Genomic DNA, 22,483 nt, shown 5'->3' with positions numbered 1-22,483 from the left:
GGCCCGGTGGCCCGGGGGCCGGTGCCGGGGATTGCGGGGGCCCGACGCGGCGCGGGGGCGGGCGGGGCGCTCCGGCGGGCGGCCGGGGCGGCGTCGGGGCGGGGGGACGGCACCGGGGCGGAGGGGCGGCGCGGCACGGGGGCACGCTCGCCGCCGGGATAGGCGTCGCCGTCGCGCCCGGCGGCCCGGGTCGCGGTGGCACCCCGCCGGGAGCCCCGGCCCTCGGGAGGCGGGGCGAGGGGAGCGGTGGGCCGGACCGGTACGGCGGCCCCGGGCGCGGCGGACCGGCCGTCCGCCGCCGGAACGGCATCGGAGCGGCCCACGGGCCGGGGGCACAGCGCACCCGGGGCGTCCCGGATGTCCGGGATGTCCGGGATGTCGTGCGAGCCATGCGTGCCGTGCGTGCCCGGTCCCGGCGGCACCGGGCGGGCGCCATGGGGCGGAGGGGCGGAGGGGCGACGCGGCACGGCAGCCTCCGTCGTTCCCCCGTCCGTGCCGCCCCCCGGCGACGGGGCGTCCCGGTCGTGCCCGGCGGTCGGCGGGGCGTCGGGGAAGCGGGCGGAGGCGGGGGGCGGCGGTGGCGGGGCGGGAAGACCACGGCGGTCGCCCGGCGGCCCGCCGCCGGGACCGGGCCACGGGGGGCCGTCCTGCGCGGGGCCGTCGGGCACGCCCGGTTCCCCGGGGGTACCGGAGCCACCCGGCGCTGCGGGCTTCCCAGAGGTACCGGAGCCACCCGGCACGCCGTGCTCCCCGGGGGCGCCGGAGCCGTCGGGCGGGAGAGAACCTCCGCAGACGCCCCCGGTGTCCGGAGCCCGCGGCGGCCGCCCCGGGGCGGCCCCGGGGACCGCCCGGTCCCCGGGAGGGGCGGCAGGTGTCCGGCCGTCCCCGCCGGGCGCGCCGGTGGCCGGGGGCCGGTCCGGGCGGTGCGGGGCCCTGAGCCCGGGAGGAGTGGGCGGACGCGGTGGCCCGTCCGGGGGCGGTGGGAGGGCGACGGGTGCCGCCCCCTCCGCGCGGAGCACCGGGCGGCCGTCCTGGGCCGCCGGTATGCCACCGCCCACGGCAGCCGGCGGGGCCACGGCGCCCGGACGGGCGGCAGGGAGCACCCCCCGCGACGGCGGTACTGCCGGGGGCACGGCACCGGCTGCGGAGGCGGAATCCGGAGGAGCCCCTACTTCCGGCCCGCCGGAGGCCAGCCGGAGCCCCGGGACCGCCGACGAGCCCGAGGAGCCCCAGGAGCCGCCGCCCGGCCGGGCCCCCGCGGCGGCGGAGCCCCCCGGCGGGGGCGCGACCATCGACGAGGTCCGGCCGGCGGCGGGACGCCCGCAGGCCCCTTCCGTCGCGGCCCCGGGAACCGCGCGGCCGTCCGGGCCCGCGGGCCCGCCGGCAACCGGGCCGTCCGACGGCGCCGGAGCACCGGCCCCGGAGGGCGCCGCGGAGGACGCCCCGGAGCACGGCGAAGACCCGGAACCCGGGACCCGCTCCCCTCCCGCACCCGCGTCGGGGCAGCCGCCCGGCCCTGTCGGCAGGCCGCCGACGGCGGCACCCGGCAGGGACGCGGCACCGGAGGCGGGGGACGCCGCGGGCGGCGGAGGGGTGGTGGTGTTCGCGCGTGGCGGGAAGGCGGTGCGGCGCGCGTCGGTGGTCATGCACCCCCCGTTTCCCCGGGCCCGGCCGTCTCCGGCGCGGGCCGCTGCTCCACCACCCCGGCCCGGCGCGGACTGGCCGTCCCGGGCACGCATACCCGCGCCGACGGACCGTCATCCCGGCGCGGATTCCCGGGAGAACCCCGCCCGGGGCCGTTCCGCCGCGCGTGCGCGTCACTCTACGGCGTGCCCCGGCGCCCGGGGGAACCAGTCCGCGCGCCCGTGGCATTGGCCCGGAACATCCCCCTACCCTCCGGTAGCCCCGTCTGGCAGGCTGCGCCCATGAGCACGCGCGCCGCCGACCGGGCCCGTTACGACCGGGCCACCTCCCACCTCGACGCACCCGTGGCGATCGTGGACCTGGAGGCCTTCGACGCCAACGCGGCGGATCTGGTCCGCCGGGCCGGCGGGAAGCCGGTCCGGGTCGCCACCAAGTCGCTGCGCTGCCGGGCGCTGATCGAACGGATCCTGGCCCGGGACGGCTTCGCGGGCGTCATGTCCTTCACACTCGCCGAGTCGCTCTGGCTGGCCCGCTCGGGGATCGGGGACGTGCTGCTCGCCTACCCCTCGACGGACCGCGCCGGTTTCGCCGAACTGACCTCCGATCCGGCGCTGGCCGCCGCGGTGACGGTGATGGTCGACGATCCCGCGCAGCTCGCGCTGATCGACGGGGCGCGCGGCGAAGGACGTGAAGTGGTGCGGGTCTGCCTGGAGTTGGACACCTCGCTGCGGCTGCTGGGCGGCCGGCTGCGGATCGGCGCCCGCCGCTCCCCGCTGCACTCCCCCGCGCAGCTCGCGGAGCTGGCCCGGGCGGTGGCCCGGCGGCCGGGCTTCCGGGTCGTCGGGCTCATGGCGTACGAGGGCCATGTGGCCGGTGTGGGGGACGCGGTGGCGGGAAGGCCGCTGCGGTCGCAGGGGGTGCGGCTGATGCAGGCCGCCGCCCGGCGGGAGCTGGCGGTGCGGCGCGCGGCGGCGGTGCGCGCGGTGCGGGCGGTCGTGCCGGACCTGGAGTTCGTCAACGGGGGCGGAACGGGCAGTGTGCAGCACACGGCGGCCGAGGAGGCGGTGACGGAGGTCGCCGCCGGGTCGGGGCTGTACGTGCCGCGGCTGTTCGACGACTACACGTCGTTCTCCGGCCGTCCGGCGGCGCTGTTCGCACAGCCGGTGGTGCGCAGACCGGGGGTGGGGGCGGTGACGGTGCTGGGCGGCGGCTACCCGGCCTCCGGGGCCGCCGGGCCGGACCGGTCGCCGGTGCCGTACCTGCCGCCGGGGCTGCGCCTCGACCCGCTGGAGGGAGCGGGTGAGGTGCAGACGCCGCTGCTCGGCTCCCCCGCCGACGACCTGCTGATCGGGGACCGGGTGTGGTTCCGGCACGCCAAGGCCGGCGAGCTGTGCGAGCGGTTCGACACCCTGCACCTGGTGGAGGGGGACCGGGTGACGGCGGCCGTGCCGACCTACCGGGGCGAGGGCCGGGCCTTCCTGTAGGACGCGGCGGTCACCGGGGGCGGTCGATACCGCTTCCGACCCCGCCACCGGTGGCCGCGTCGCCGATGGGACGGATGCCCCTGGTGATGCGGTCCATCCCGGCCGGCGGCGGTCCGTCCTCCCCGGCGTCGAAGACGTAGCGGACGAGGACGGGGGATCCGGTGCCGACGGTCGAGGGGAAGACCGTCGACTGCACATAGCCGCCGGGGCCCTCGGCCGTGGTCACCCGCCAGCGCACGTAGTACCCGGCGCGTCCGGCGACCGCGACCTGGCCGGAGCCGACGACCCGGTGGGAGACGATGCCGCCGTAGGGCTTCCGGCCGATCAGGTCCTCGTCGTAGGCGTCGTCGGCCGCCTCCTGGATGTCCTCCAGCGCGAGCTCCTCCGGGGTGGCCTCGGCATGGGCGGTGACGGTGCGGGAGATGACGAGGCCGTGGTGGCAGACGCCGCTGTCGCCGGGGCAGTCGTAGGTGCCGTCGGTGGTCATCATGACGTCGTCCCGGGCGGTGTACCGGGGCCGGGTCCAGCCCTGCGGCAGCGGGAAGGTGATGCCGTTGAGCTGGTCCTCGACGACGGTCGGGTCCTCGACGACGGTCGGGTCCTCGGCGGCAGTCGGGTCCTCGGCGCCGGGGGCGGTGCGGGACGGCGGGGGCGCGGGCGGTTCACCCGCCGGGGAGCCGGTGGCGGCGGGGGCGGAGCGGGGCGTGCTCCCGTCGTCGGAGGCGCCGGAGGCTCCATCGCGGTCGAGGAGGACGACGGCCGTGACCACGACGGCGGTGACGACCGCGGCGGCGGTGACCGCGACGGCGACGGCCCGGGCCCGGCCGGTGGCGTCACCGCCTCCCCGCCCGGGGCCGCCGGGGTCCGGGGGCGCGGCCGGGGCGGGCGGCGGTCCGAAGGTCCCGGGGTCGCGGTGGTGCCCGGTCCAGGCCGCGCCGTCCCACCAGCGCTCCCGGTGCGGGGCCGTGGGGTCGGGGTACCAGCCGGGCGGGGGCGTCATGCTCATCCCGGCACTGTAGGGCGGCGCCCGGAGCGGCCGCAGCGGTATGCCCCGGACCCGCGCGGGTTCGCGCCAACCCTTCGCGGAACGCACCCGGAACGCACCCTGAACGCACTCGGCATGCGCCAACATCCTTGCGGGACGGGCTGGTTGAGCCGTACGTCATGGCGCCCCACCGGTCGCGCCGGGACCGCGCCCTCCGGTCCGGCACGCCGGGCCCGACGGGCCCCGCGGCCCCGTGCCGAGCCCCGTGCCGAGCCCCGTGCACCCCGGGCCCGTACACCCGGGCCCCGTACACCCGGGGCCGGTACGTCCCCGGGTTCGGCGGCAGCGCCGCAGCGGTGGAGGCGTCATCACCCCCCGGTGCTCGACGGGCCGGGCGCCGAGTGGGCACGGGCGCCCGCGTCCGACGGCGGCCCGACCCCCGGCCCGACCCGCCTCCGGCGTCGGCCACGGACTCCTGCCCGCGTCCGCGGGCGCCCCCTCCGCACGACCGGCCCACCGGCCCGGCCGTCGGCCCGGGCCCGCCCCGCGGCCCGCCGGAGCCGCCCGCCCCCTGGGTGGTCGGCGCCCCGAGCCCAAGCCGCGCCGCTCCCTGAGTGGCCTCGCCCCGAACCCGAAGCCGCGCCGGACCGGACGGACCACCCCCGGCAGCCCCCGTCCCGTCCCGCCCCTACGCCCGCGTCAGCGACAGGAGTTGCCGGGCCGGGCCGGTGGGACGGTGGCCCGTGGGCCAGACGGCCCGGAGGTCGCGGGCGAGGGCGATGTCCGCGACGGGGACCCGCACCAGGCGGCGCATGGCGAGTTCCTCGCCGACGGCCAGTTCGCTCAGGACGGCGGGACCCGCGCCACCGACGGCCGCCGCCTTGACCGCGGTGGTGGAGGACAGCTCGATCAGGGGTCTGGCCAGTCCCCCGAGAGCGGTGTCCAGGACCTGGCGGGTGCCCGAGCCCTTCTCCCGCAGGATCAGCGGGGTGGCCGCCAGTTCCCCGGCGCCGAGCGGGCGCCGACGGCGTGCCCAGGGGTGGCCGGGGGCGGTCACCACGATCAGCCGGTCGTGGGCGATGACCACGGAGTCCAGTCCGGGCGCGACGCTCACCCCCTCCACGAACCCGAGGTCGGCCTCGCCGGTCAGCAGCCGCTCCACGACCGTCGCGGAGTTCCCCGCGTGCAGCGACACCGCCGTGTCCGGGAGCTGGGCGCGCAGCGCGACCAGCCACCCCGGCAGCAGGTACTCGGCGATGGTCATGCTCGCCGCGACCCGCAGCCGCGAGTCCCGTCGGTCCCGCAGCGCCTGCGCCCCCGCGTCGAAGGCCTCGGCGGCCTCCACGATCCGGCGGGCCCAGTCGGTGACCAGCGCACCGGCGTCGGTGAGCCGGGACCCGCGCGGCGAGCGGTCCACCAGGGCCACGCCGAGCTGGCGCTCCATGGAACGGATCCGGCTGCTGGCGGCGGGCTGGGTGACGCCCAGCTCGCGCGCGGCCCCGCCGAGGCTGCCCAGGCGGGCCACCGCCAGCAGCAGTTCCAGGGCCCCGAGGTCCGGTACCCGGTGCGCCAGCGAACCCGGCGCGTGCCGTTGCGGACCGTCCTGTCCGCCCTCCCGGCCGTCCTTCACACTCCTGCTCATAACGTCAGCTTATGCCCTCATAGGGGCGTGGTCCCTGGTCAGCGGCTCCGGCCGCGGCGACGGTGGAGTCATGGTCACCGCAGCTCCGCCCCAGCCCGTCCGCCCGGCCCCGGTCCCCCGGGCCCCGGCGGTGCGCCATCTGGGGCCCAACTGGTACGCGTGCGTCATGGGCACCTCCATCGTCGGCACGGCGGGCGCCGGGCTCCCCTGGCGGGTGCCGGGCCTGCGGGTCCTGTGCACGTCGCTGTGGGCGCTGTCGCTGGTCATGCTGGTGGTGCTGCTGGCCGCCCGGTCGCTGCACTGGCGCCACCACGGGGACCGGGCGCGCGCGCATCTCCTCGACCCCGGGGCGGCCCCGTTCTACGGCTGCCTGTCGATGGCGCTGCTGGCGGTCGGCGGGGGCACCCTGGCGGTCGGCCGGGACTGGATCGGGCTGCCGGCGGCGGTGGCCCTGGACGCGGTGCTGTTCACCGCCGGTACCGCCGTCGGGCTCGCGGCGGCGGTGGCCGTCCCGTATCTGATGGCCGTGCGGCACCGGATCGAGCCGGGGCAGGCGAGCCCGGTGTGGCTGCTGCCGCTGGTGGCACCGATGGTCTCGGCGGCCGTGGGGCCCGCCCTGGTCCCCCACCTCCCGGCGGGACAGCCCCGGGCGACACTGCTGCTGGCCTGTGTCGCGATGTTCGGGCTGAGCCTGCTCGCCACCCTGGTGACGCTGCCGGTGGTCTTCGGGCGGCTGCTCACCGGCGGACCGCTGCCGCTGGCGCTGACCCCGTCGCTGTTCCTGGTGCTGGGGCCGCTCGGGCAGTCGACCACGGCCGCGGGACGCTTCGCGGACGCGGCGCCCGGGGTCGTGTCCGCTCCGTACGCGACGGGCTTCGGGGTGCTGGCCGTGCTGTACGGAGTGCCGGTGATGGGCTTCGCGCTGATGTGGCTGTGCCTGGCGGGCGCGCACGTGGTCCGGGCCCGGCGGCGGGGCATGGGCTTCTCGATGACGTGGTGGTCGTTCACCTTCCCGGTGGGCACCTGTGTGACCGGTGCCGAGGCGCTGGCCCAGCGCACCGGGCTGGCGGTCTACGGGGCGCTGGCGGCCGCCCTGTTCGCGCTCCTGGTCGCCGCCTGGGCCGTCGCCGCCGTCCGCACGGCGCGGGGGCTGGTCAGCGGCGCGCTGCTCGCAGGGCCGCGGCCAGCCGCCGGGGCGCTTCGGCCAGCGACGGCCCGTACCACGTGAGGCACCGGCCGTCGACGAGGGCGCAGGGCAGCCCGGGGAACGCCTCGGGGCCGTCGTCGGCGGTGAAGCGGTAGGGCTCGTCGGGGAGGACCACGAGATCCGGGCCGGCGGCCCGCAGCTCGGCGAGCGGGATCCTCGGGTAGCGCTCGGCGTGGCCGGCGTGGAGGTTGGCGACGCCGAGCCGGGCGAGCAGGTCACCGGCGAAGGTGTCGCGGCCCAGGACCATCCAGGGGCGGCGCCAGACCGGCACCACGGCGGTGACGCGGCCGCCCGGGCCGGGGAGGGCCGGGGCGGACCAGACGGCCTCCGCGTCGTCCAGCCAGCGGGGGCGGGAGCGGGCGCCGCAGGCGGTGAGGACCCGGTCGAGTTCGGCGATACCCTCCGGGACCGTGCGCACGTCGGTGACCAGGACCGGGAGGCCCGCGGCTCGGAGGGCGGCGATGTCGGGGGCGCGGTTCTCCTCCTCGTTGGCGATCACGAGGTCGGGGGCGAGGGCGGTGATCCGGGCCGTGTCCGGGTTCTTGGTGCCACCGATCCGGACGACGTCGAGTCCGGCCGGGTGGGTGCACCAGTCGGTGGCGCCGACCAGGGTCCCGGGCAGCGTCCGGGCCACGGCCTCGGTCAGCGACGGCACCAGGGAGACGACCCTCATGCCTGGGGGCGGTCCGGTACCGCCTCGATGTGCTCGGAGACGGCCACCACCAGCAGCCGGGTGTCGGGCACGGTGGCCCGCCAGCGGTGCCGCACCCCTCCGGTCAGGTACAGGGTGTCGCCGCGGCCGAGCCGGTAGGCGCGGCCCTCGGCCTCGATCTCCACGGCGCCCTCGGTGACGAACATGAGCTGGTCGTTGCGGCTGAGCAGCTCGCGGCCCGCGTCGTGGTCGCCGGTGAACTCGGAGGCGTGCATCTGGTGGTGTCCGCGCACCAGGGACCGCACCCGGGGGGCATGCCCCGGATCGGGGTCCTCGGCGCGGACCACGTCGACGCTGCGCGCGGGGTCGGCGGCGGCGAGCAGTTCCACGGCGGTGGTGCGCAGGGCGTCGGCCACCTTCTCCAGGGAGGTGCGGCTGGGCCGCGCCCGGTCGTTCTCGATCTGGCTCAGGAAGGGCACCGACAGGCCGCTGCGCTCGGCGACGACGGCGAGGGTGAGCTCCAGGCCCCGGCGCCGGCGCCGTACGGCCGCGCCCACCCGAAGGGGCTGATCCTTGTGGTCGCCCATGGCTCCGGCTCCCTCCTCCACCGCCACCGTACTGGCCCCGTACCGCGTCCTCGGGGCGTCCGGTGCCCCGCGCGTTCCCTGCACCCTACGCATCTTCGCCGGACCGTTTCACGCGGCCTGCGCATCGGGGCCGGTTCGCGGCGGGCCGGACCCCCGCGGTTCCCGCCACGCCGGAGGCGGTCCGCGCCCCCTCGGCCGGGTACCCCCGGGTCCGGGGCCTGGACGGTCCCCCGTGTTCCCGGGTGTTCCCGCCCGGCCGGGCCCGGTCCCGCCGCGGAGCGACCGGCGGAGCGTAGCGCTCCGTGGTTGTCCGGATCGGTCCCCCGGGCAGGGGGCGCCGATGACGGCGGCGGGCGCGGAGCGCCGAGGACGGCGACGGGCGCGGGGCGCCGATGGCGGCGGGCACGGGACGGGGCCGAGGGGCACGGGCACGGGGCACCGTCGAGGAGTACGGCCGAGGGGCGGGCCCGGCCGCGCGCCGTGGGGCGCGGGCGGGCCCGCCCCTCGGGCGGCGGGTCGGTGCTCGGTCTACCGGGGGGTCATCCGGCCGACCATGTCCGGGTGCTCCTCCAGCCAGGCCGCGACGGCCTGCCGCTCCTGGCCCTGGCCGCGGTTCTTGATCTCGGCCTCCAGGCTGCCCAGCTCGTCCTCGCTCATCCGGAAGTTCTTGATCCACTCGGTGAGCACGGGGTACTGGGAGGGGAACTTCTTGCTGGCGATGGTGCGGATGGTGTTGCCCTCCCCGAAGGTCTTCTTCGGGTCGGCCAGCTTGGTCAGCTCGTACTCGCTGTAGGCCCAGTGCGGCGACCAGAGGACCACCGCGACCGGCTCCTTCTTGGCGTAGGCCCGCTTCAGCTCGGCCAGCATCGCCGGGGTGGAGCCGTCGACGACCTTGTACTCCTTGTCCAGGCCGTAGCCGGGCAGGACGTCGCTCTTGAGCAGGTCCATCTCGCCGGTGCCCGGCTCGATGCCGATGATCCTGCCCTTGAAGAGACCGGACTTGCCCTTCAGGTCCTCCAGGGACCTGACGTCCTTGACGTAGGACGGGACGGCGATCTCCAGGGAGGTCGGCTCGTACCAGGTGCCCAGGTCGGTGAGCTTGTCCTTGTTCTTGTCCCAGTAGTTCTTCTGCGCGTGCGGGAGCCAGGCGTCGAAGTTGAGGTCGAGGTCGCCGGAGGCCAGCCCGGTGTAGACGGGACCGACGTCCATCTGCTTCAGGTTCAGCTTGTAGCCGCGCCGCTCCAGGACGTTCTTCCAGAGGTGGGTGACGGCCACGTCCTCGTCCCAGGGGAACCAGGCGATGTCCAGCGTGCGCTCGGCCTCGGCCGGGGTGTCGCCGGAGCCGTCGCCGACCGGGGCCAGTTCGTCCACCAGACCGGGGTGCTGCCCGAGCCAGGTGCGCACGGCGTCCTGCTGCTTGCCCTTGGCGGCCTTGTTGATCTCCGCCTCCAGGCTGGTGAGCTGCTTCTCGGTGAGGGAGAAGTCCTTCAGCCAGTCGGCGACGACGGGGTTGTCACCGGCGAAGCCCTTGCGGGCCAGGGTGTGCACGCCGTCGCCCTCGCCCCAGGCGCCCTTGGGGTCCTTGAGCTTCTTGAGCCGGAAGTCGTTGTACGCCCAGTGCGGGGACCACAGGGTGACGACGATCGGCTCCTTCTTGGCGTAGGCCCGCTTCAGCTCGGCCAGCATCGCCGGGGTGGAGCTGTCGACGACCCGGTACTCGCCGTCGAGGCCGTACTCCTTGAGGACCTTGCTCTTGAGCAGGTGCATCTCGCCCGCGCTGGACTCGATGCCGGTGATCTTCCCGTCGAAGAGGCCGGCCCTGCCCTTGAGGTCGGCGAGCGAGTCGACGTCCTCCATGTAGGCGGGGACGCTCAGCTCCAGGGAGGTCTCGTCGTACCAGGCGCCGAGGTCGTCGAGCCGGTCGCCGTACTTCTTCCAGTACTGCTCATGGGTGGTGGGCAGCCAGGAGTCGGTCTGGAAGTCGACGGTGCCCTGGGCGAGGGCGGTGAACAGCGGTCCGGCCTCGAACTGGCGGGCGTCGACGCGGAAGCCGCGCTGTTCGAGGATCTCCTTCCAGAGGAAGGTGGAGGCCACGCCCTCGTCCCAGGGGATGTAGCCGATGGAGACCTTCTTGCCCTGTCCCACGTTGCCGCGGGAGGTGGAGGCCTCGGCGTCACCGCCGCCGCCGCCGAAGACGCCCATGCCGCCGGCGACCAGGCCGAGGATCACGACGCCGACCACGGCGACCTGCGGACGGGGCCGGTAGGACCGGATCTTCAGGCCCTGGGCCGCCCGCGCCTTGGCCGCGGCACGTCGGCCGAGCGGCGAGACCTGGGTGCCGAGGGCACTGGTCATGCGGTCGAGGTAGATCGCGAGGATGACGATGGCGAGGCCGGACTCGGTGCCGAGGCCGACGTTGAGCTGGCCGATGGACTCCATCACGGCGCCGCCGAGGCCGCCGGTGCCGACCATGCCGGCGATGGCGGCCATGGACAGGCCGAGCATGATGACCTGGTTGACGCCCGCCATCACCGTGGGCAGCGCCAGCGGGAGCTGGACGCGCAGCAGGGTGTTGCGGGGGCTGGTGCCGAACGCCTCGGCGGCCTCGACCAGGTCCTTGTCGACCTGGCGGATGCCCAGCTCGGTCATGCGCACACCGGGGGCGAGCGCGAAGATCAGGGTGGCCACGATGCCCGGCGCGGAGCCGGTGCCGAAGAACAGGATCGCCGGGATGAGGTAGATCATCGCGGGCAGCGTCTGCATGAGGTCCAGCACCGGCCGGACGAGGGAGCTGACCCGGTCGGAGCGGGCCGCCCAGATGCCGACCGGTACGGAGACGGCCAGCGCGATGATCGTGGCGACCAGCAGCAGGGCCAGGGTCACCATGGAGTCCTCCCACAGCCCCATGGAGTCGATGAAGGCGAACCCGAGGAAGGAGAGGACACCGGCGACGGCGCCGCGCAGCCAGAAGGCGAGCACCGCGAAGATGCCGGCGAGCAGCAGCGGTTCGGGGGCCTGGAGGACGGCGTTGATGCCGTCGTAGGCGCCGGTGAAGACGGTCTTGAGGAAGGTGAAGAGCCAGGAGACGTTGCCGAGCAGCCAGTCGACCGCGGTGTTGACCCAGTCGCCGAGGGGGATTCTAGGCACGGGCCATCACCTTCCCGGAGCCCTGCCCGCCCGGGGTGTCGCAGACACCGGGGCCGTTCTGCTCGTCGCCGAGGAACCCGACCAGCCGCTGCCGCCGCACGACGCCGACCGGCGTGCCCTCACCGTCGAGCACCGCCACGGCGTGGGGTACGCGGGCGCTGATGGCGCACAGTTCGGTGAACGGGGTGGCGGTGGTGGCCGTCTCGCAGCCGCAGTCGGCCTCGTCGCCGCGCAGTTCGCGGTCCATGACGGCCCCGGCGGTGAGGACCCGGGAGCGGTCGACGTCCTGGATGAAGGAGGCGACGTAGTCGTTGGCGGGGCGGATCAGGATGTCCTCGGCGGTGCCGAGCTGCACGATCCGGCCGTCGCGCATGACGGCGATGCGGTCGCCCAGGCGCATGGCCTCGTTGAGGTCGTGGGTGATGAAGACGATGGTCTTCTTCAGGCTCTTCTGCAGCTCGATGAGCTGGTCCTGCATGTCGCGCCGGATCAGCGGGTCGAGGGCGCTGAAGGACTCGTCCATCAGCAGCAGGTCGGCGTCGGTGGCCAGGGCGCGGGCCAGGCCCACGCGCTGCTGCATGCCGCCGGACAGCTCGTCGGGCCAGGACTTCTCCCAGCCGGCCAGGCCGCACAGGGCCAGCGCCTCGTCGGCACGGCGTTCGCGCTCGGCGCGGGGCACGCCCTGCACCTCCAGGCCGTAGGCGGCGTTGTCGCGGACGCTGCGGTGCGGGAACAGGGCGAAGTGCTGGAAGACCATGCTGATCCGCCGGGAGCGGACCTCGCGCAGGGCGCGTTCACCGATCTCGGTGAGGTCCTGGCCGCCGAAGCGGACCCGCCCGGCGGTCGGCTCCAGCAGTCCGTTGAGCATGCGCAGCAGCGTCGACTTGCCGGACCCGGACAGTCCCATGACCACGAAGATCTCGCCGGGCTCCACGGTGAAGGAGGCGTCGATGACGGCGGCCGTGGTGCCGTCGGCGCGCAGCTCCTCCCGGTCGGCTCCCTCGCGCAGTCGTCCGACCGCCTGGTCCGGTTTTCTCCCGAACACCTTGTACAGGTGCTCGGCCTCTAGTCTCGCTGACACGCTTACCTCTTGACTCGGGGACAGGGACGCGGGTCCGAAGCCTTGCTAACAGTTGAAGCGATCAACCATGATTCGGCCCGGCTGCGCGCCTGCCCGGATCATTCGGACCCAAACACATGAGTGACCCGCTTCACATGTCCGCCGCCGTCCGGGCGGGCACTGCGGCATGATCGGGACGTGACCGGACGACTGATGCTCCTCGACACCGCCTCCCTCTACTTCCGCGCCTATTTCGGCGTGCCGGACTCCGTGCGGGCCCCCGACGGCACGCCGGTGAACGCCGTGCGCGGGCTGCTCGACTTCATCGACCGGCTGGTCCGGGACCACCGGCCGGACCGCCTCGTCGCCTGCATGGACGCCGACTGGCGGCCCGGCTGGCGGGTGGAGCTGATCCCGTCCTACAAGGCGCACCGGGTCGCCGAGGAGCGCCCGGGCGGCCCGGACGAGGAGGAGGTGCCGGACACCCTGACGCCGCAGGTGCCGGTGATCGAGGCGGTCCTGGACGCGCTGGGCATCGCCCGGGTCGGCGTGCCGGAGTACGAGGCGGACGACGTGATCGGCACCTACACCGCGCAGGCCCGGGGCCCGGTGGACATCGTCACCGGCGACCGGGACCTCTACCAGCTCGTCGACGACGCCCGCGGGGTGCGGGTGCTCTATCCGCTCAAGGGCGTCGGCACGCTCCAGCTCACCGACGAGTCGGTGCTGCGCGAGAAGTACGGCGTCGACGGACGCGGCTACGTGGACCTGGCGCTGCTGCGCGGCGACCCGAGCGACGGGCTGCCCGGGGTGCCCGGCATCGGCGAGAAGACGGCGGCGAAACTGCTGGCCGAGTACGGGGACCTGGCCGGCATCCGCGCCGCCGCGGCTGACCCGGCGGCGAAGCTCACGCCCGCCCGGCGCCGGCGGCTCACCGAGGCCGAGCCGTACCTCGCGGTCGCCCCGAAGGTGGTCCGGGTCGCCGACGACGTGCCGCTGCCGGACGTGGACACCGCCCTGCCGCACGCCCCGCGCGACCCGGCGGCGCTGGAGGAGCTGGCGGCCCGCTGGGGACTGGGCGGATCACTGGAGCGGCTCCTGACGACGCTGACCGGCTGAGGGTCCCCGGCCGGGGGCGCCCCGCGGCCGCACGGGGCGGGAGCACCGGGCCGGGAAGCCACGACCGGGGTCCGGCGGACGCGGCGGTTCCCGGCCGGAGGGCGATGCCGGTCCGGGTGCCGTCCACGCTCCGGTCCGGACGTCCGCACCCCCCGGCCGGGCGGCGGAGCCGGTGGCGCGGACGGCGCCCGGACCCGGCCGGCGCTTCGGGTTCCGCACGGGGGAAACCCGGCACATGCCACGCCGAGCGGGAGGAATGCTAACTTAGGTAAACCTAACTCTGGTTGCAGGGAGGCCGTCATGGCAGACCGTCCCGAACGCAAGCCCCGCAGGCACCACACCGCGCAGGTGGTACGGACCGAGCGGCTCACGCCCCACATGCAGCGTGTGGTGCTGGGCGGTGAGGAACTCGCCGCCCTCCCGGCGGACACCTGCACCGACCACTACGTGAAGCTGCTGTTCCCCGCCGAGGGCGCCGTCTACCCGGAGCCCTTCGACATGGAGCGCATCCGCGAGGAGCTGCCCCGCGACCAGTGGCCGGTGACCCGCACCTACACCGTGCGCCACTGGGACGCCGAGCTGCGCGAGATGACCCTCGACTTCGTCATCCACGGCGACGAGGGCCTGGCCGGCCCCTGGTCGCAGCGGGTGCGGCCGGGTGAGACCGTCCGCTTCCTGGGCCCCGGCGGCGCCTACGCCCCCGACCCGGAGGCCGACTGGCACCTGTTCGCCGGGGACGAGAGCGCGCTGCCCGCCATCGCCCGCTCCCTGGAGGCGCTGCCCGACGGTGCGCGCGCCTTCGCCTTCGTGGAGGTCGAGGGGCCCGAGGAGGAGCAGAAGATCGACTCCGACATCGAGGTCGTCTGGCTGCACCGCGGCGACCGGCCGGTGGGCCGCGCCCTGGTCGAGGCCGTGCGCGCCCTGGACTTCCCCGAGGGCCGGGTGCACGCCTTCGTCCACGGCGAGGCGGCCTGCGTCAAGGAGCTGCGGGCGCTGCTCCGCGTGGAGCGCGCCATTCCGCGCGAGTCGCTCTCCATCTCCGGCTACTGGCGCCTCGGCCACAACGAGGACGGCTGGCAGGCGTCGAAGCGGGACTGGAACGCCCGGGTCGAGGCCGAGCAGGAGACCCGCGCGGCCTGACCCGCGTCCCGCGGCCACCGTGGCCCGACCCGGGCACCGGTTCCCCGGCACCACACGCCGGACGCGGGACCCGGAACACCACCGCCGATACCTCCGCACGGGCAGCACCCCGGTACGGGCAGCACCCCGGCACGGGCGCCAGGGCCCTGTTCCCAGGGCACCCGGCGCCCGTGCCCTCGGGCGGGCGCGGCGTCGCGCCTGCCCGCCCGGCGCGGCCCGACCGGTTCCGCGCGGCCCAACCGGTTCCGCGCGGCCCAACCGGTTCCGCGCGGCCCGATCCGTTCCGCACGTCCCGGCACACCCAGGCACGCCCCGGCACACCTCGGCACAGGCGTACCCGGCCCCGCCAGGAGTCCCACCGGCCTTCCCCCGCCCCGGAACGGCCCGGCCGCCCGGCGAAGGCGCGCGCCCCCGCCGGGACCGGTCCGCGCCCCGGCCGCGAGCGGGCACCCCGCGCACCGGCCCGCCCCGCCTCGTACCCTGGCCCCGATGAGACGCCGCACCCCTCCCCCGCCACCGCCCCTGCCGCAGCGCGACGGGGTGGACCCGGTGCGGCTGCGGCTGCCCGCCGACGGCCCGTGGGCCACGGTGCGCGAGCACCTGGTGGAGCGGCTGTCCGGCGCCGCCGCCGGCTCGGTCGGGGCGATGGTCGACGCGGGCGGGGTCGTCACGGCGGACGGCCGCCCCGTGGCCCCGGACGCGCCCTACCGGCCCGGCCTGTACGTGTGGTTCCACCGGGATCCGCCGCCCGAGGTGCCGGTGCCGTTCCCCGTGGAGGTCGTGTACCGGGACGAGCACATCGTCGTCGCCGACAAGCCGCATTTCCTGGCCACCACCCCGCGCGGCGGCCATGTCAGGCAGACCGCGCTGGCCAGGCTGCGCACCGAGCTGGGGCTGCCCGCGCTGGGAGCCGCGCACCGGCTGGACCGCCTCACCGCCGGACTGGTGCTGTTCACCGTGCGGCCCGAGGAGCGCGGCGCCTACCAGGGCCTGTTCCGCGACCGGCTGGTGCGCAAGGAGTACGAGGCCGTCGCCGTCCACGACCCCGCCCTCGTCCTCCCGCGCACCGTGCGCAGCCGCATCGTGAAGGAGCGCGGCGTCCTGGCGGCCCGGGAGACCGACGGCGAGCCGAACGCGGTCACCCGCGTCGAGGCGGCCGGACACCGCCCGCGGCCGGGCGGCGGCCCGGGGCTCGGGCGCTACCGGCTGGTGCCCGCCACCGGGCAGACCCACCAGCTCCGGGTGCACCTGAGCACGCTCGGCGTGCCGATCCTCGGTGACCCGCTCTATCCCGAGGTGACGGACCCGGTGGCGCCCGGTGACTTCCGGCGCCCGCTCCAGCTCCTGGCGCGCGGGCTGGACTTCACCGACCCGGTGACCGGACGGGAGCACCGCTTCCGCAGCGGGCGGACCCTGACGGCCTGGGAGTCGTACGCCGACTGGGCGGGGGGCCGGTAGGCAGCGCCGGGCACGCCGGACCGCGCCGACGGGGCGGGCGGCGGCCCGACGACCGCTAGCCCACCGACGAGTACGCCACGACCCCGCGCAGCAGCCCGTCGACCGCCTTGCGGGCGTTCTTCGGCACCGTCGAGCCCTCGCCCGGCGCGGCGGCCGAGATCTGCCCGAGCACGTCGATGACCTGCTTGCACCAGCGCACGAAGTCACCGGCCGGCATCTCCGCCTCGCGCAGCACCTCGTCCAGGCCCTTGCCGGACGTCCACATGTAGGCGGCCCAGGCGAAGCCGAGGTCGGGCTCGCGCTGGCCCACGCCCTCGGTCTGCCGGATGCGGAACTCCTCCTCCAGGGCGTCCAGCCGCCCCCAGATCCGCACCGTCTCCCCGAGGGCGGCCCTGGCGCGGCCCGAGGGCAGCTTCGGCGCCACCGCGTCGTCGGCCGTCCGGGACTCGTAGACCAGGGCCGAGACGCAGGCGGCCAGCTCCGCCGGGGCCAGCCCCTCCCAGACGCCCTCGCGCAGGCACTCGCTGGCCAGCAGGTCCAGCTCGCCGTAGAGGCGGGCCAGCCGCTTGCCGTGCTCGGTGACCTCGTCACCGCGCAGGTAGTCCAGCTCGGTCAGCAGCGCGACGATCCGGTCGAAGGTGCGGGCGATGGTGTTCGTCCGCCCCTCGATGCGCCGCTCCAGCTGCGTGGTGTCGCGCAGCAGCCGGTGGTAGCGCTCGGCCCAGCGGGCGTGGTCCTCGCGGTCGTCGCAGCCGTGGCACGGGTGGGCGCGCAGGGCCTTGCGCAGCCGGTCGATCTCGCGGTCGTCGGCGGCCGGGGAGCGCTTCTTGCGGTGGCGCTCGGCGGTGATGTGCCCGGCCTTGGTGCGCAGGGCGGAGGCGAGGTCGCGGCGGGACTGCGGGGAGCGCGGATTGAAGGACTTCGGGATGCGCATCCGCTCCAGCGGCTCGACCGGCACCGGGAAGTCCATCGACGCCAGCCGCTTGACCTGCCGCTCGGCGGTCAGCACCAGCGGGCGCGGCCCGTCGTGGTGGTCGAGGCCGCGGTGCCCGTTGGAGCGCCCGGCGGGCAGGCCGGGGTCCAGCACCAGGGCGAGCCCCGCGTACTTGCCGGTGGGGACGTGGATGACGTCGCCGGGCTTGAGCCGCTCCAGCGCGACGGCGGCCTCGGCGCGGCGCTGCTGCACGCCCTCCCGGGCCAGCTCCGTCTCGCGGTCCTTCAGCTCGCGGCGCAGCCGTGCGTACTCCTCGAAGTCCCCGAGATGGCAGGTCATGGAGGCCCGGTAGCCCTCCAGCCCCTCCTCGTTGCGCTGCACCTGGCGGGAGATGCCGACGACCGACTTGTCCGCCTGGAACTGGGCGAACGAGGTCTCCAGCAGCTCCCGGGAGCGGTGCCGGCCGAACTGCTCGACGAGGTTGACCGCCATGTTGTACGACGGCTTGAAGCTGGAGCGCAGCGGATAGGTGCGGGTGCCGGCCAGTCCGGCCAGGTGCTCGGGGCTCGTCCCCCGCTGCCAGAGGACGACGGCGTGGCCCTCGACGTCGATGCCGCGCCGTCCCGCCCGGCCGGTGAGCTGGGTGTACTCGCCGGGGGTGATGTCGGCGTGCTGCTCGCCGTTCCACTTGACGAGCTTCTCCAGCACGACCGAGCGGGCCGGCATGTTGATGCCGAGGGCGAGGGTCTCGGTGGCGAAGACGGCCTTGACCAGTCCGCGGACGAACAGCTCCTCCACGACCTCCTTGAAGGTCGGGAGCATGCCCGCGTGGTGGGCAGCGATGCCGCGCTCCAGGCCCTCCAGCCACTCGTAGTAGCCGAGGACGTGCAGGTCCTCGGGCGGGATGCCGGCCGTGCGCTCCTCTACGAGGGCGCGCACCCGCCCCCGGGCGTCCTCGTCGTTGAGCCGCAGCCCGGCGTAGAGGCACTGCTGGACGGCGGCCTCGCAGCCGGCCCGGCTGAAGATGAAGGTGATCGCGGGCAGCAGGCCCTCGGCGTCGAGCCGCTCGATGACCTCGGGGCGGCTGGGCGTCCAGATCCGGGAGCGCTGCCGGCGCTCGCGCTCGCGGTCCGCCTCGCGCATGTGCCGGCCGCGCCGACGGTCCTGGTAGGAGGGGCGGCTGGCCTCCATCCGGGCCATGCGGGTGAGGTCGGGGTTGACGGCCTTCTTGTGGCCCTCGCCCTCCTCGAACAGGTCGTACATCCGCCGCCCGGCCAGGACGTGCTGGAACAGCGGCACCGGCCGGTGCTCGGAGACGATGACCTCGGTGTCGCCGCGCACGGTGTCGAGCCAGTCGCCGAACTCCTCGGCGTTGGACACGGTCGCGGAGAGCGACACCAGGGTGACGGACTCGGGGAGGTGGATGATCACTTCCTCCCAGACGGCGCCCCGGAAGCGGTCGGAGAGGTAGTGCACCTCGTCCATGACGACGTGGCCGAGGCCGAGGAGGGTCCGGGAGCCCGCGTACAGCATGTTCCGCAGCACCTCGGTGGTCATCACGACCACGGGGGCGTCCGAGTTGACGCTGTTGTCGCCGGTGAGCAGGCCCACCCGCTCCGCGCCGTAGCGGCGGCAGAGGTCGGAGTACTTCTGGTTCGACAGGGCCTTGATGGGCGTCGTGTAGAAGCACTTCCGGCCCTGCTGGAGGGCGAGGTGGACGGCGAACTCGCCGACGATCGTCTTGCCGGAGCCGGTGGGCGCGGCCACCAGGACTCCCTTGCCCGCCTCCAGGGCCTGGCAGGCCTCCAGCTGGAACGGGTCGAGGGCGAAGTCGTACATCTCGCGGAAGGAGGCGAGCGCCGTGGCCTGCTCGGCGGCCCGCAGGCGGGCTGCCGCGTACCGCTCGGCCGGTGAGAGATCCTCTGTCATCGTGCTTTCGAGCGTACCGGGCCGCACCGACAACGTGACGATCAATATCGGGATCGGCTCCGGCGGGGGCGGTGACGGGCGCGTGTCACCGCCCCGGCGGGGCTCAGGTCACGTCGTCGTACCCGTTGACCCGCTCCGCGGTCGGCTGCTGGGGCAGGGCGCGGGGCGGCCGGACGGCGTCGGTGTCGTCCAGGGGCTCGGGCGTGAGGTCCAGCTCGGAGGCCTCGTCGTCGGAGGGCCCCTGGTCGTCGCGGCGGCGGCGCCTGCGGTCGTTGAGCATCGAGACGAGCACGGCGGCGAAGTAGAGGATCCAGATCGGGGCCGCCAGCGACATCATGGTCAGCGGGTCGGTGCTCGGCGTGGCGATGGCCGCGAACAGCGTGATGCCGAGGATCATGCCGCGCCACCAGCCGAGCATCCGCCGGCCGGTGAGCACGCCGCCGAAGTTGAGCATGACCAGGAGCAGCGGCAGCTCGAAGGAGAGGCCGAAGACGACCACCATGCGGGTGACGAGGTTGAGCAGATCGTCCAGCGGGAGAAGGTTGTTGACGCCGAACGGGGTGAACTCGATGAGCACCTTGGCCGTGGTGGGCAGCACCACGTAGGCGAAGTACGCGCCCGCGAAGAAGAGGGGGGCGCCGGTGGCCACGAAGGCGTAGGCGTACTTCTTCTCGTTCCCGTGCAGGCCCGGCGCGACGAATCCCCAGAGCTGGTACAGCCAGACCGGCGAGGCGAGGACGATGCCGGCCATCAGGGAGACCTTGAGGGCCAGGGTGAAGGGGCCGAGCAGACCGTTGATCGTGATCTGCGCACAGCGCTGGTGCTCGGGGTCCTTCGCGAGTTCCGCGAAGGACTCCTTGCAGCCGACCGATTCGAGGACCGGGTCGGTGAAGAAGTTGATGATCTCGTTGTAGAAGAAGGCGGCGACGATCGTGACGACGACGATGGCCAGCAGCGCCTTCGCGAGCCGGTTCCGGAGCTCACGAAGGTGGTCGATGAGGGGCATGCGCCCCTCGGGGTCCTTCTCCCTTGAGCGGGCGGACTTGAGCAACCCACGTCCTCATCTCGTGCGGTGGACCGGTGATCACCCGGCCCTGCGTCAGCGCTTGGTGGTGTCCGTCGGCTCGGTGACCGGGCGGGAGCTGGTCACGTCACCGGGGGCGGCCTGGATGGTGCGCTGCGACGAGGACTGCTCGGGGTTCGGCGGGTCGGCGGGGGCCTCGGTCTTGCCCTCGTCCTTCATGGCCTTGGCCTCGCTCTTGAGGATGCGCGCCGACTTGCCGAGCGACCGTGCCATGTCGGGAAGCTTCTTCGCGCCGAACAGCAGGACGATGACGACGAGGATGAGAATGATCTCGGGGGCGCCGAGCCTTCCGAACATAATCTTTACCTTCTCACCGAGGCGGCTGGGGTGGGGGTGCTGCCGAACCGGTCGGACAGATGTCCGACCCATTGTGCTGTGCAGCGATCGTAGCGCTCCGGGGTAAACGTCAGGCAATGCCCCGGGATCGTACTCCCGTCCGCGGCCGGGCCTCGTTTTCCGTGCCGCGACCAGCAGCGTACCTGCCGGGACCCGCCCGACGACAGGGCGAAGCGGCCCGTTCCGCGGCGCGGGGACGTCGGCCGCGTCACGTCCCGGGGCCGGGTGCGGTGTCCGCTGACCGGAGAGGCGCGCCCGCTCACCGGTCGGAGGCGGAGGTCACAGGGCGTCGGCGGAGCGGGCGGCGTGCCGTGCCGTGCGCTCCAGCTCCTCCGCGGCGCGGCCGATCCGGTGGGCCGAATCCGCCACCTGCGCCCCGAGCCGCCGGGTCTCCACGAACACCTTCACCGCGAGGACCGCGAGGACGGCGAGACCCAGGAAAGCCACGGCAACCGCGAACATCGGCCAGAACATGGGCCCGAGCCTAGCGCCCCGGCGGCCGGGGTCCGTCCGCCGGGGCGACCGCGCCACGTCCGCGCCGTCCACCCGGGAGCCCCCGTCCCCTTCCCGTCCTCCCACGGCGCTGTCCGCACCCGACGGCCACCCCCCGGACGGGGGCGCGGACACGGCGGCGGGACCTAGACGGTGGAGTGCAGCCGCAGGGTCCGGACCCCGCCGCCGGTGAGCAGCTCCACGATCCGCTCACCGGCCGGCTTGCGGACGGCGGCCCCGCAGTCGGGGCAGGTGAAGGAGTAGAAGGTGGTGCGGCTGGTGGCGCCGATGGCCAGCATCAGGGCGCCCGCCGCCAGTTCGAAGCGGCCCCGGCAGTCCGGGCAGCCCGCCTTGAAGACGACGGGGGCGACGGCCCTCATCCCGGCGAAGGCGGACGCCGCGGTCACGCCCTGGACCGTCGGCCCGACCGACTCGTTCAACGCCCTCGCTCCTGACTGTCGCTGTCGTCCCGGCCGCCGAGCGCCGCCGGTTCGGCCGCGGGGGCCGTGGTGTCCGTGCCGTCCGAGCGGGCCGCGGCGGCGGAACCCGCCGCGCCGGGCGTCCCGTTCGCACCGTCCGGTCCGCCCGCCGCGAGGTCCTCGGCGTCGTACGCGGCGAGCGCCTCGCGGGCGGCCCGGCCCGCGCTCGCGGCCAGTTCGGGCGGCGAGACGATCCGGCCGTCGCGGCCGAGCCGCAGCGCGAGCCGCCGCAGCGAGGCCGGGTCGGGGGTGCGCAGGGTGATCCGCAGCCCGCCGCCGGGCAGCTCCTCCGCGCTGTCGTGCGGGTAGTACTCGGCGACCCAGCGCCCGCCCGCGCCGACCTCGACGACGACCTCGGGGTCCTCGGCGGCGGGCTGGACCAGTCCCTCCGACAGGTCCCGCAGCTCCACCTCGGGCGGCGCGGCGGGCTCGTCCAGGATCCGGATCTCCGCGACCCGGTCCAGCCGGAAGGTGCGCCGCGCCTCGGAGCGGCGGCACCACGCCTCCACATAGGTGTGGCCGACGCTGACCAGCCGGATGGGGTCGATCTCACGCTCGGTCAGCTCGTCGCGGGCCGGGGAGTAGTAGCGGATCCAGAGGCGGCGGCGCTCCGAGATGGCGCGGTCGACGTCGGCGAAGACACCGCCCTCGGACTCGAAGGTCACCGACAGCCGGGAGCTGGCCCCGGCCGCCTCGCCCGCCGCCGTCTCCACCTTGGCGGTGGCCCGCAGCAGCGCCTGGCGGTCGCCCTCGCGCAGCCCGGGCAGCGTCGCCACGGCACGGGCGGCGACGAGCAGCGCGGTGGCCTCGTCGGCGGCGAGCCGCAGGGGCTCGGCGGCGTCCGCGCCCAGGGCGGCCGGGTTGTGCCACCAGATGCGCTCGCCGTCGGTGTCGATGTCGAGCAGGTCGCCGCCGCGGAAGCTGGTGCCGCACATCGGCAGCACGTCCAGGTCGGAGACGAGTTCGTCCTCGGTGATGCCGAAGGCGCGGGCCACGTCCTCGATCCGGGCGCCGGGGCGCTCGCGCAGATAGGTCACCAGGGAGAGCATCCGCCGGGTCTGGTCGATGGCGCTCGCGGGCCTGACCGGTTTGCCTGCCACTGTC

17 protein-coding genes are annotated in these 22,483 nt (G+C 75.2%); 5 read left to right on the top strand and 12 right to left on the bottom strand.

Going from position 1 to position 22,483, the window contains the following annotated elements; all coding sequences use genetic code 11:
* The first annotated feature begins 1,925 nt into the window (after nucleotides 1-1,925).
* Nucleotides 1,926-3,128 carry an amino acid deaminase/aldolase gene (locus GTY84_RS13590; protein ID WP_161226499.1) on the top strand — a complete coding sequence of 401 codons (1,203 nt, stop codon included), beginning with the start codon at nucleotides 1,926-1,928 and terminating at the stop codon, nucleotides 3,126-3,128.
* Nucleotides 3,129-3,138: 10 nt separating this feature from the next.
* Here the strand turns inward: GTY84_RS13590 and GTY84_RS13585 are convergent, their stop codons facing one another.
* On the bottom strand, nucleotides 3,139-4,128 hold the full coding sequence (locus tag GTY84_RS13585) for a DUF2510 domain-containing protein (protein ID WP_161226534.1): 990 nt from the start codon (nucleotides 4,126-4,128) through the stop codon (nucleotides 3,139-3,141).
* 673 nt (nucleotides 4,129-4,801) lie between these two features.
* Nucleotides 4,802-5,755, bottom strand: coding sequence for a LysR family transcriptional regulator (locus tag GTY84_RS13580; RefSeq protein WP_237532250.1), 954 nt, complete (start codon nucleotides 5,753-5,755; stop codon nucleotides 4,802-4,804).
* Between the two features lie 70 nt (nucleotides 5,756-5,825).
* Between GTY84_RS13580 and GTY84_RS13575 the strand changes: the two genes are divergently transcribed.
* Entirely contained in the window at nucleotides 5,826-6,983 is a 1,158-nt protein-coding gene (locus tag GTY84_RS13575) for a TDT family transporter (RefSeq protein WP_161226498.1), read from the top strand.
* Here the strand turns inward: GTY84_RS13575 and GTY84_RS13570 are convergent.
* The 4 genes from GTY84_RS13570 to GTY84_RS13555 all read right to left on the bottom strand — a co-directional run bounded on the left by GTY84_RS13570 (nucleotide 6,910) and on the right by GTY84_RS13555 (nucleotide 12,429).
* Nucleotides 6,910-7,635, bottom strand: coding sequence for a helical backbone metal receptor (locus GTY84_RS13570; RefSeq protein WP_161226497.1), 726 nt, complete (start codon nucleotides 7,633-7,635; stop codon nucleotides 6,910-6,912). The two genes, GTY84_RS13575 and GTY84_RS13570, sit on opposite strands and share 74 nt — an antisense overlap.
* Complete coding sequence (locus GTY84_RS13565) at nucleotides 7,632-8,201, bottom strand: XRE family transcriptional regulator (protein WP_161226496.1); 570 nt, start codon at nucleotides 8,199-8,201, stop codon at nucleotides 7,632-7,634. Before GTY84_RS13565 ends, GTY84_RS13570 begins: the two co-directional genes overlap by 4 nt.
* A 528-nt stretch (nucleotides 8,202-8,729) precedes the next feature.
* Nucleotides 8,730-11,348 carry an ABC transporter permease/substrate binding protein gene (locus tag GTY84_RS13560; protein ID WP_161226495.1) on the bottom strand — a complete coding sequence of 873 codons (2,619 nt, stop codon included), beginning with the start codon at nucleotides 11,346-11,348 and terminating at the stop codon, nucleotides 8,730-8,732.
* Entirely contained in the window at nucleotides 11,341-12,429 is a 1,089-nt protein-coding gene (locus tag GTY84_RS13555) for a glycine betaine/L-proline ABC transporter ATP-binding protein (RefSeq protein ID WP_161226494.1), read from the bottom strand. The genes GTY84_RS13560 and GTY84_RS13555 overlap by 8 nt, the downstream gene beginning before the upstream one ends.
* 192 nt (nucleotides 12,430-12,621) lie before the next feature.
* On the opposite strand from GTY84_RS13555, the gene GTY84_RS13550 reads away from it, so the two are divergent.
* The 3 genes from GTY84_RS13550 (at nucleotide 12,622) to GTY84_RS13540 (ending at nucleotide 16,125) form a co-directional block, all read left to right on the top strand.
* Nucleotides 12,622-13,527 carry a 5'-3' exonuclease gene (locus tag GTY84_RS13550; protein ID WP_202551097.1) on the top strand — a complete coding sequence of 302 codons (906 nt, stop codon included), beginning with the start codon at nucleotides 12,622-12,624 and terminating at the stop codon, nucleotides 13,525-13,527.
* 300 nt (nucleotides 13,528-13,827) lie between these two features.
* Complete coding sequence (locus GTY84_RS13545) at nucleotides 13,828-14,667, top strand: siderophore-interacting protein (RefSeq protein ID WP_161226492.1); 840 nt, start codon at nucleotides 13,828-13,830, stop codon at nucleotides 14,665-14,667.
* A 489-nt stretch (nucleotides 14,668-15,156) separates the two neighbouring features.
* Entirely contained in the window at nucleotides 15,157-16,125 is a 969-nt protein-coding gene (locus tag GTY84_RS13540) for a pseudouridine synthase (RefSeq protein ID WP_161226491.1), read from the top strand.
* A gap of 55 nt (nucleotides 16,126-16,180) precedes the next feature.
* On the opposite strand, the gene GTY84_RS13535 is transcribed toward GTY84_RS13540, so the two are convergent.
* The 6 genes from GTY84_RS13535 to GTY84_RS13510 all read right to left on the bottom strand — a co-directional run bounded on the left by GTY84_RS13535 (nucleotide 16,181) and on the right by GTY84_RS13510 (nucleotide 22,479).
* Nucleotides 16,181-19,033, bottom strand: coding sequence for a DEAD/DEAH box helicase (locus GTY84_RS13535; protein WP_161226490.1), 2,853 nt, complete (start codon nucleotides 19,031-19,033; stop codon nucleotides 16,181-16,183).
* Nucleotides 19,034-19,091: 58 nt separating this feature from the next.
* A complete protein-coding gene (gene tatC / locus GTY84_RS13530) occupies nucleotides 19,092-20,039 on the bottom strand; it encodes a twin-arginine translocase subunit TatC (protein WP_161226489.1) in 948 nt (315 codons plus the stop codon).
* Nucleotides 20,040-20,087: 48 nt separating this feature from the next.
* On the bottom strand, nucleotides 20,088-20,369 hold the full coding sequence (gene tatA / locus GTY84_RS13525) for a Sec-independent protein translocase subunit TatA (protein ID WP_161226488.1): 282 nt from the start codon (nucleotides 20,367-20,369) through the stop codon (nucleotides 20,088-20,090).
* A gap of 318 nt (nucleotides 20,370-20,687) precedes the next feature.
* Nucleotides 20,688-20,882 carry a hypothetical protein gene (locus tag GTY84_RS13520; protein ID WP_161226487.1) on the bottom strand — a complete coding sequence of 65 codons (195 nt, stop codon included), beginning with the start codon at nucleotides 20,880-20,882 and terminating at the stop codon, nucleotides 20,688-20,690.
* Nucleotides 20,883-21,046: 164 nt separating this feature from the next.
* Nucleotides 21,047-21,280: a hypothetical protein gene (locus tag GTY84_RS13515; protein WP_161226532.1), complete on the bottom strand. Its 234-nt coding sequence runs from the start codon at nucleotides 21,278-21,280 to the stop codon at nucleotides 21,047-21,049.
* Between the two features lie 56 nt (nucleotides 21,281-21,336).
* Entirely contained in the window at nucleotides 21,337-22,479 is a 1,143-nt protein-coding gene (locus GTY84_RS13510) for a WYL domain-containing protein (RefSeq protein WP_161226486.1), read from the bottom strand.
* Between the last annotated feature and the right edge of the window lie 4 nt (nucleotides 22,480-22,483).

Origin of the sequence: Streptomyces sp. SID8352 (assembly GCF_009862265.1) — a bacterium.
Classification (GTDB): Bacteria; Actinomycetota; Actinomycetes; order Streptomycetales; family Streptomycetaceae; genus Streptomyces.
Note: the sequence above shows the minus strand (reverse complement) of the source record. Positions and strands in the feature narration are given on the sequence as shown.

What these genes read in the sequence shown, in the direction of transcription:
- GTY84_RS13590 (WP_161226499.1), top strand. Translation starts at nt 1,926, where the DNA reads ATGAGCACGCGCGCCGCCGACCGGGCCCGTTACGACCGGGCCACCTCC.
- GTY84_RS13585 (WP_161226534.1), bottom strand. Translation starts at nt 4,128, where the DNA reads ATGACGCCCCCGCCCGGCTGGTACCCCGACCCCACGGCCCCGCACCGG.
- GTY84_RS13580 (WP_237532250.1), bottom strand. Translation starts at nt 5,755, where the DNA reads ATGAGCAGGAGTGTGAAGGACGGCCGGGAGGGCGGACAGGACGGTCCG.
- GTY84_RS13575 (WP_161226498.1), top strand. Translation starts at nt 5,826, where the DNA reads ATGGTCACCGCAGCTCCGCCCCAGCCCGTCCGCCCGGCCCCGGTCCCC.
- GTY84_RS13570 (WP_161226497.1), bottom strand. Translation starts at nt 7,635, where the DNA reads ATGAGGGTCGTCTCCCTGGTGCCGTCGCTGACCGAGGCCGTGGCCCGG.
- GTY84_RS13565 (WP_161226496.1), bottom strand. Translation starts at nt 8,201, where the DNA reads ATGGGCGACCACAAGGATCAGCCCCTTCGGGTGGGCGCGGCCGTACGG.
- GTY84_RS13550 (WP_202551097.1), top strand. Translation starts at nt 12,622, where the DNA reads ATGCTCCTCGACACCGCCTCCCTCTACTTCCGCGCCTATTTCGGCGTG.
- GTY84_RS13545 (WP_161226492.1), top strand. Translation starts at nt 13,828, where the DNA reads ATGGCAGACCGTCCCGAACGCAAGCCCCGCAGGCACCACACCGCGCAG.
- GTY84_RS13540 (WP_161226491.1), top strand. Translation starts at nt 15,157, where the DNA reads ATGAGACGCCGCACCCCTCCCCCGCCACCGCCCCTGCCGCAGCGCGAC.
- tatA (WP_161226488.1), bottom strand. Translation starts at nt 20,369, where the DNA reads ATGTTCGGAAGGCTCGGCGCCCCCGAGATCATTCTCATCCTCGTCGTC.
- GTY84_RS13520 (WP_161226487.1), bottom strand. Translation starts at nt 20,882, where the DNA reads ATGTTCTGGCCGATGTTCGCGGTTGCCGTGGCTTTCCTGGGTCTCGCC.
- GTY84_RS13515 (WP_161226532.1), bottom strand. Translation starts at nt 21,280, where the DNA reads ATGAGGGCCGTCGCCCCCGTCGTCTTCAAGGCGGGCTGCCCGGACTGC.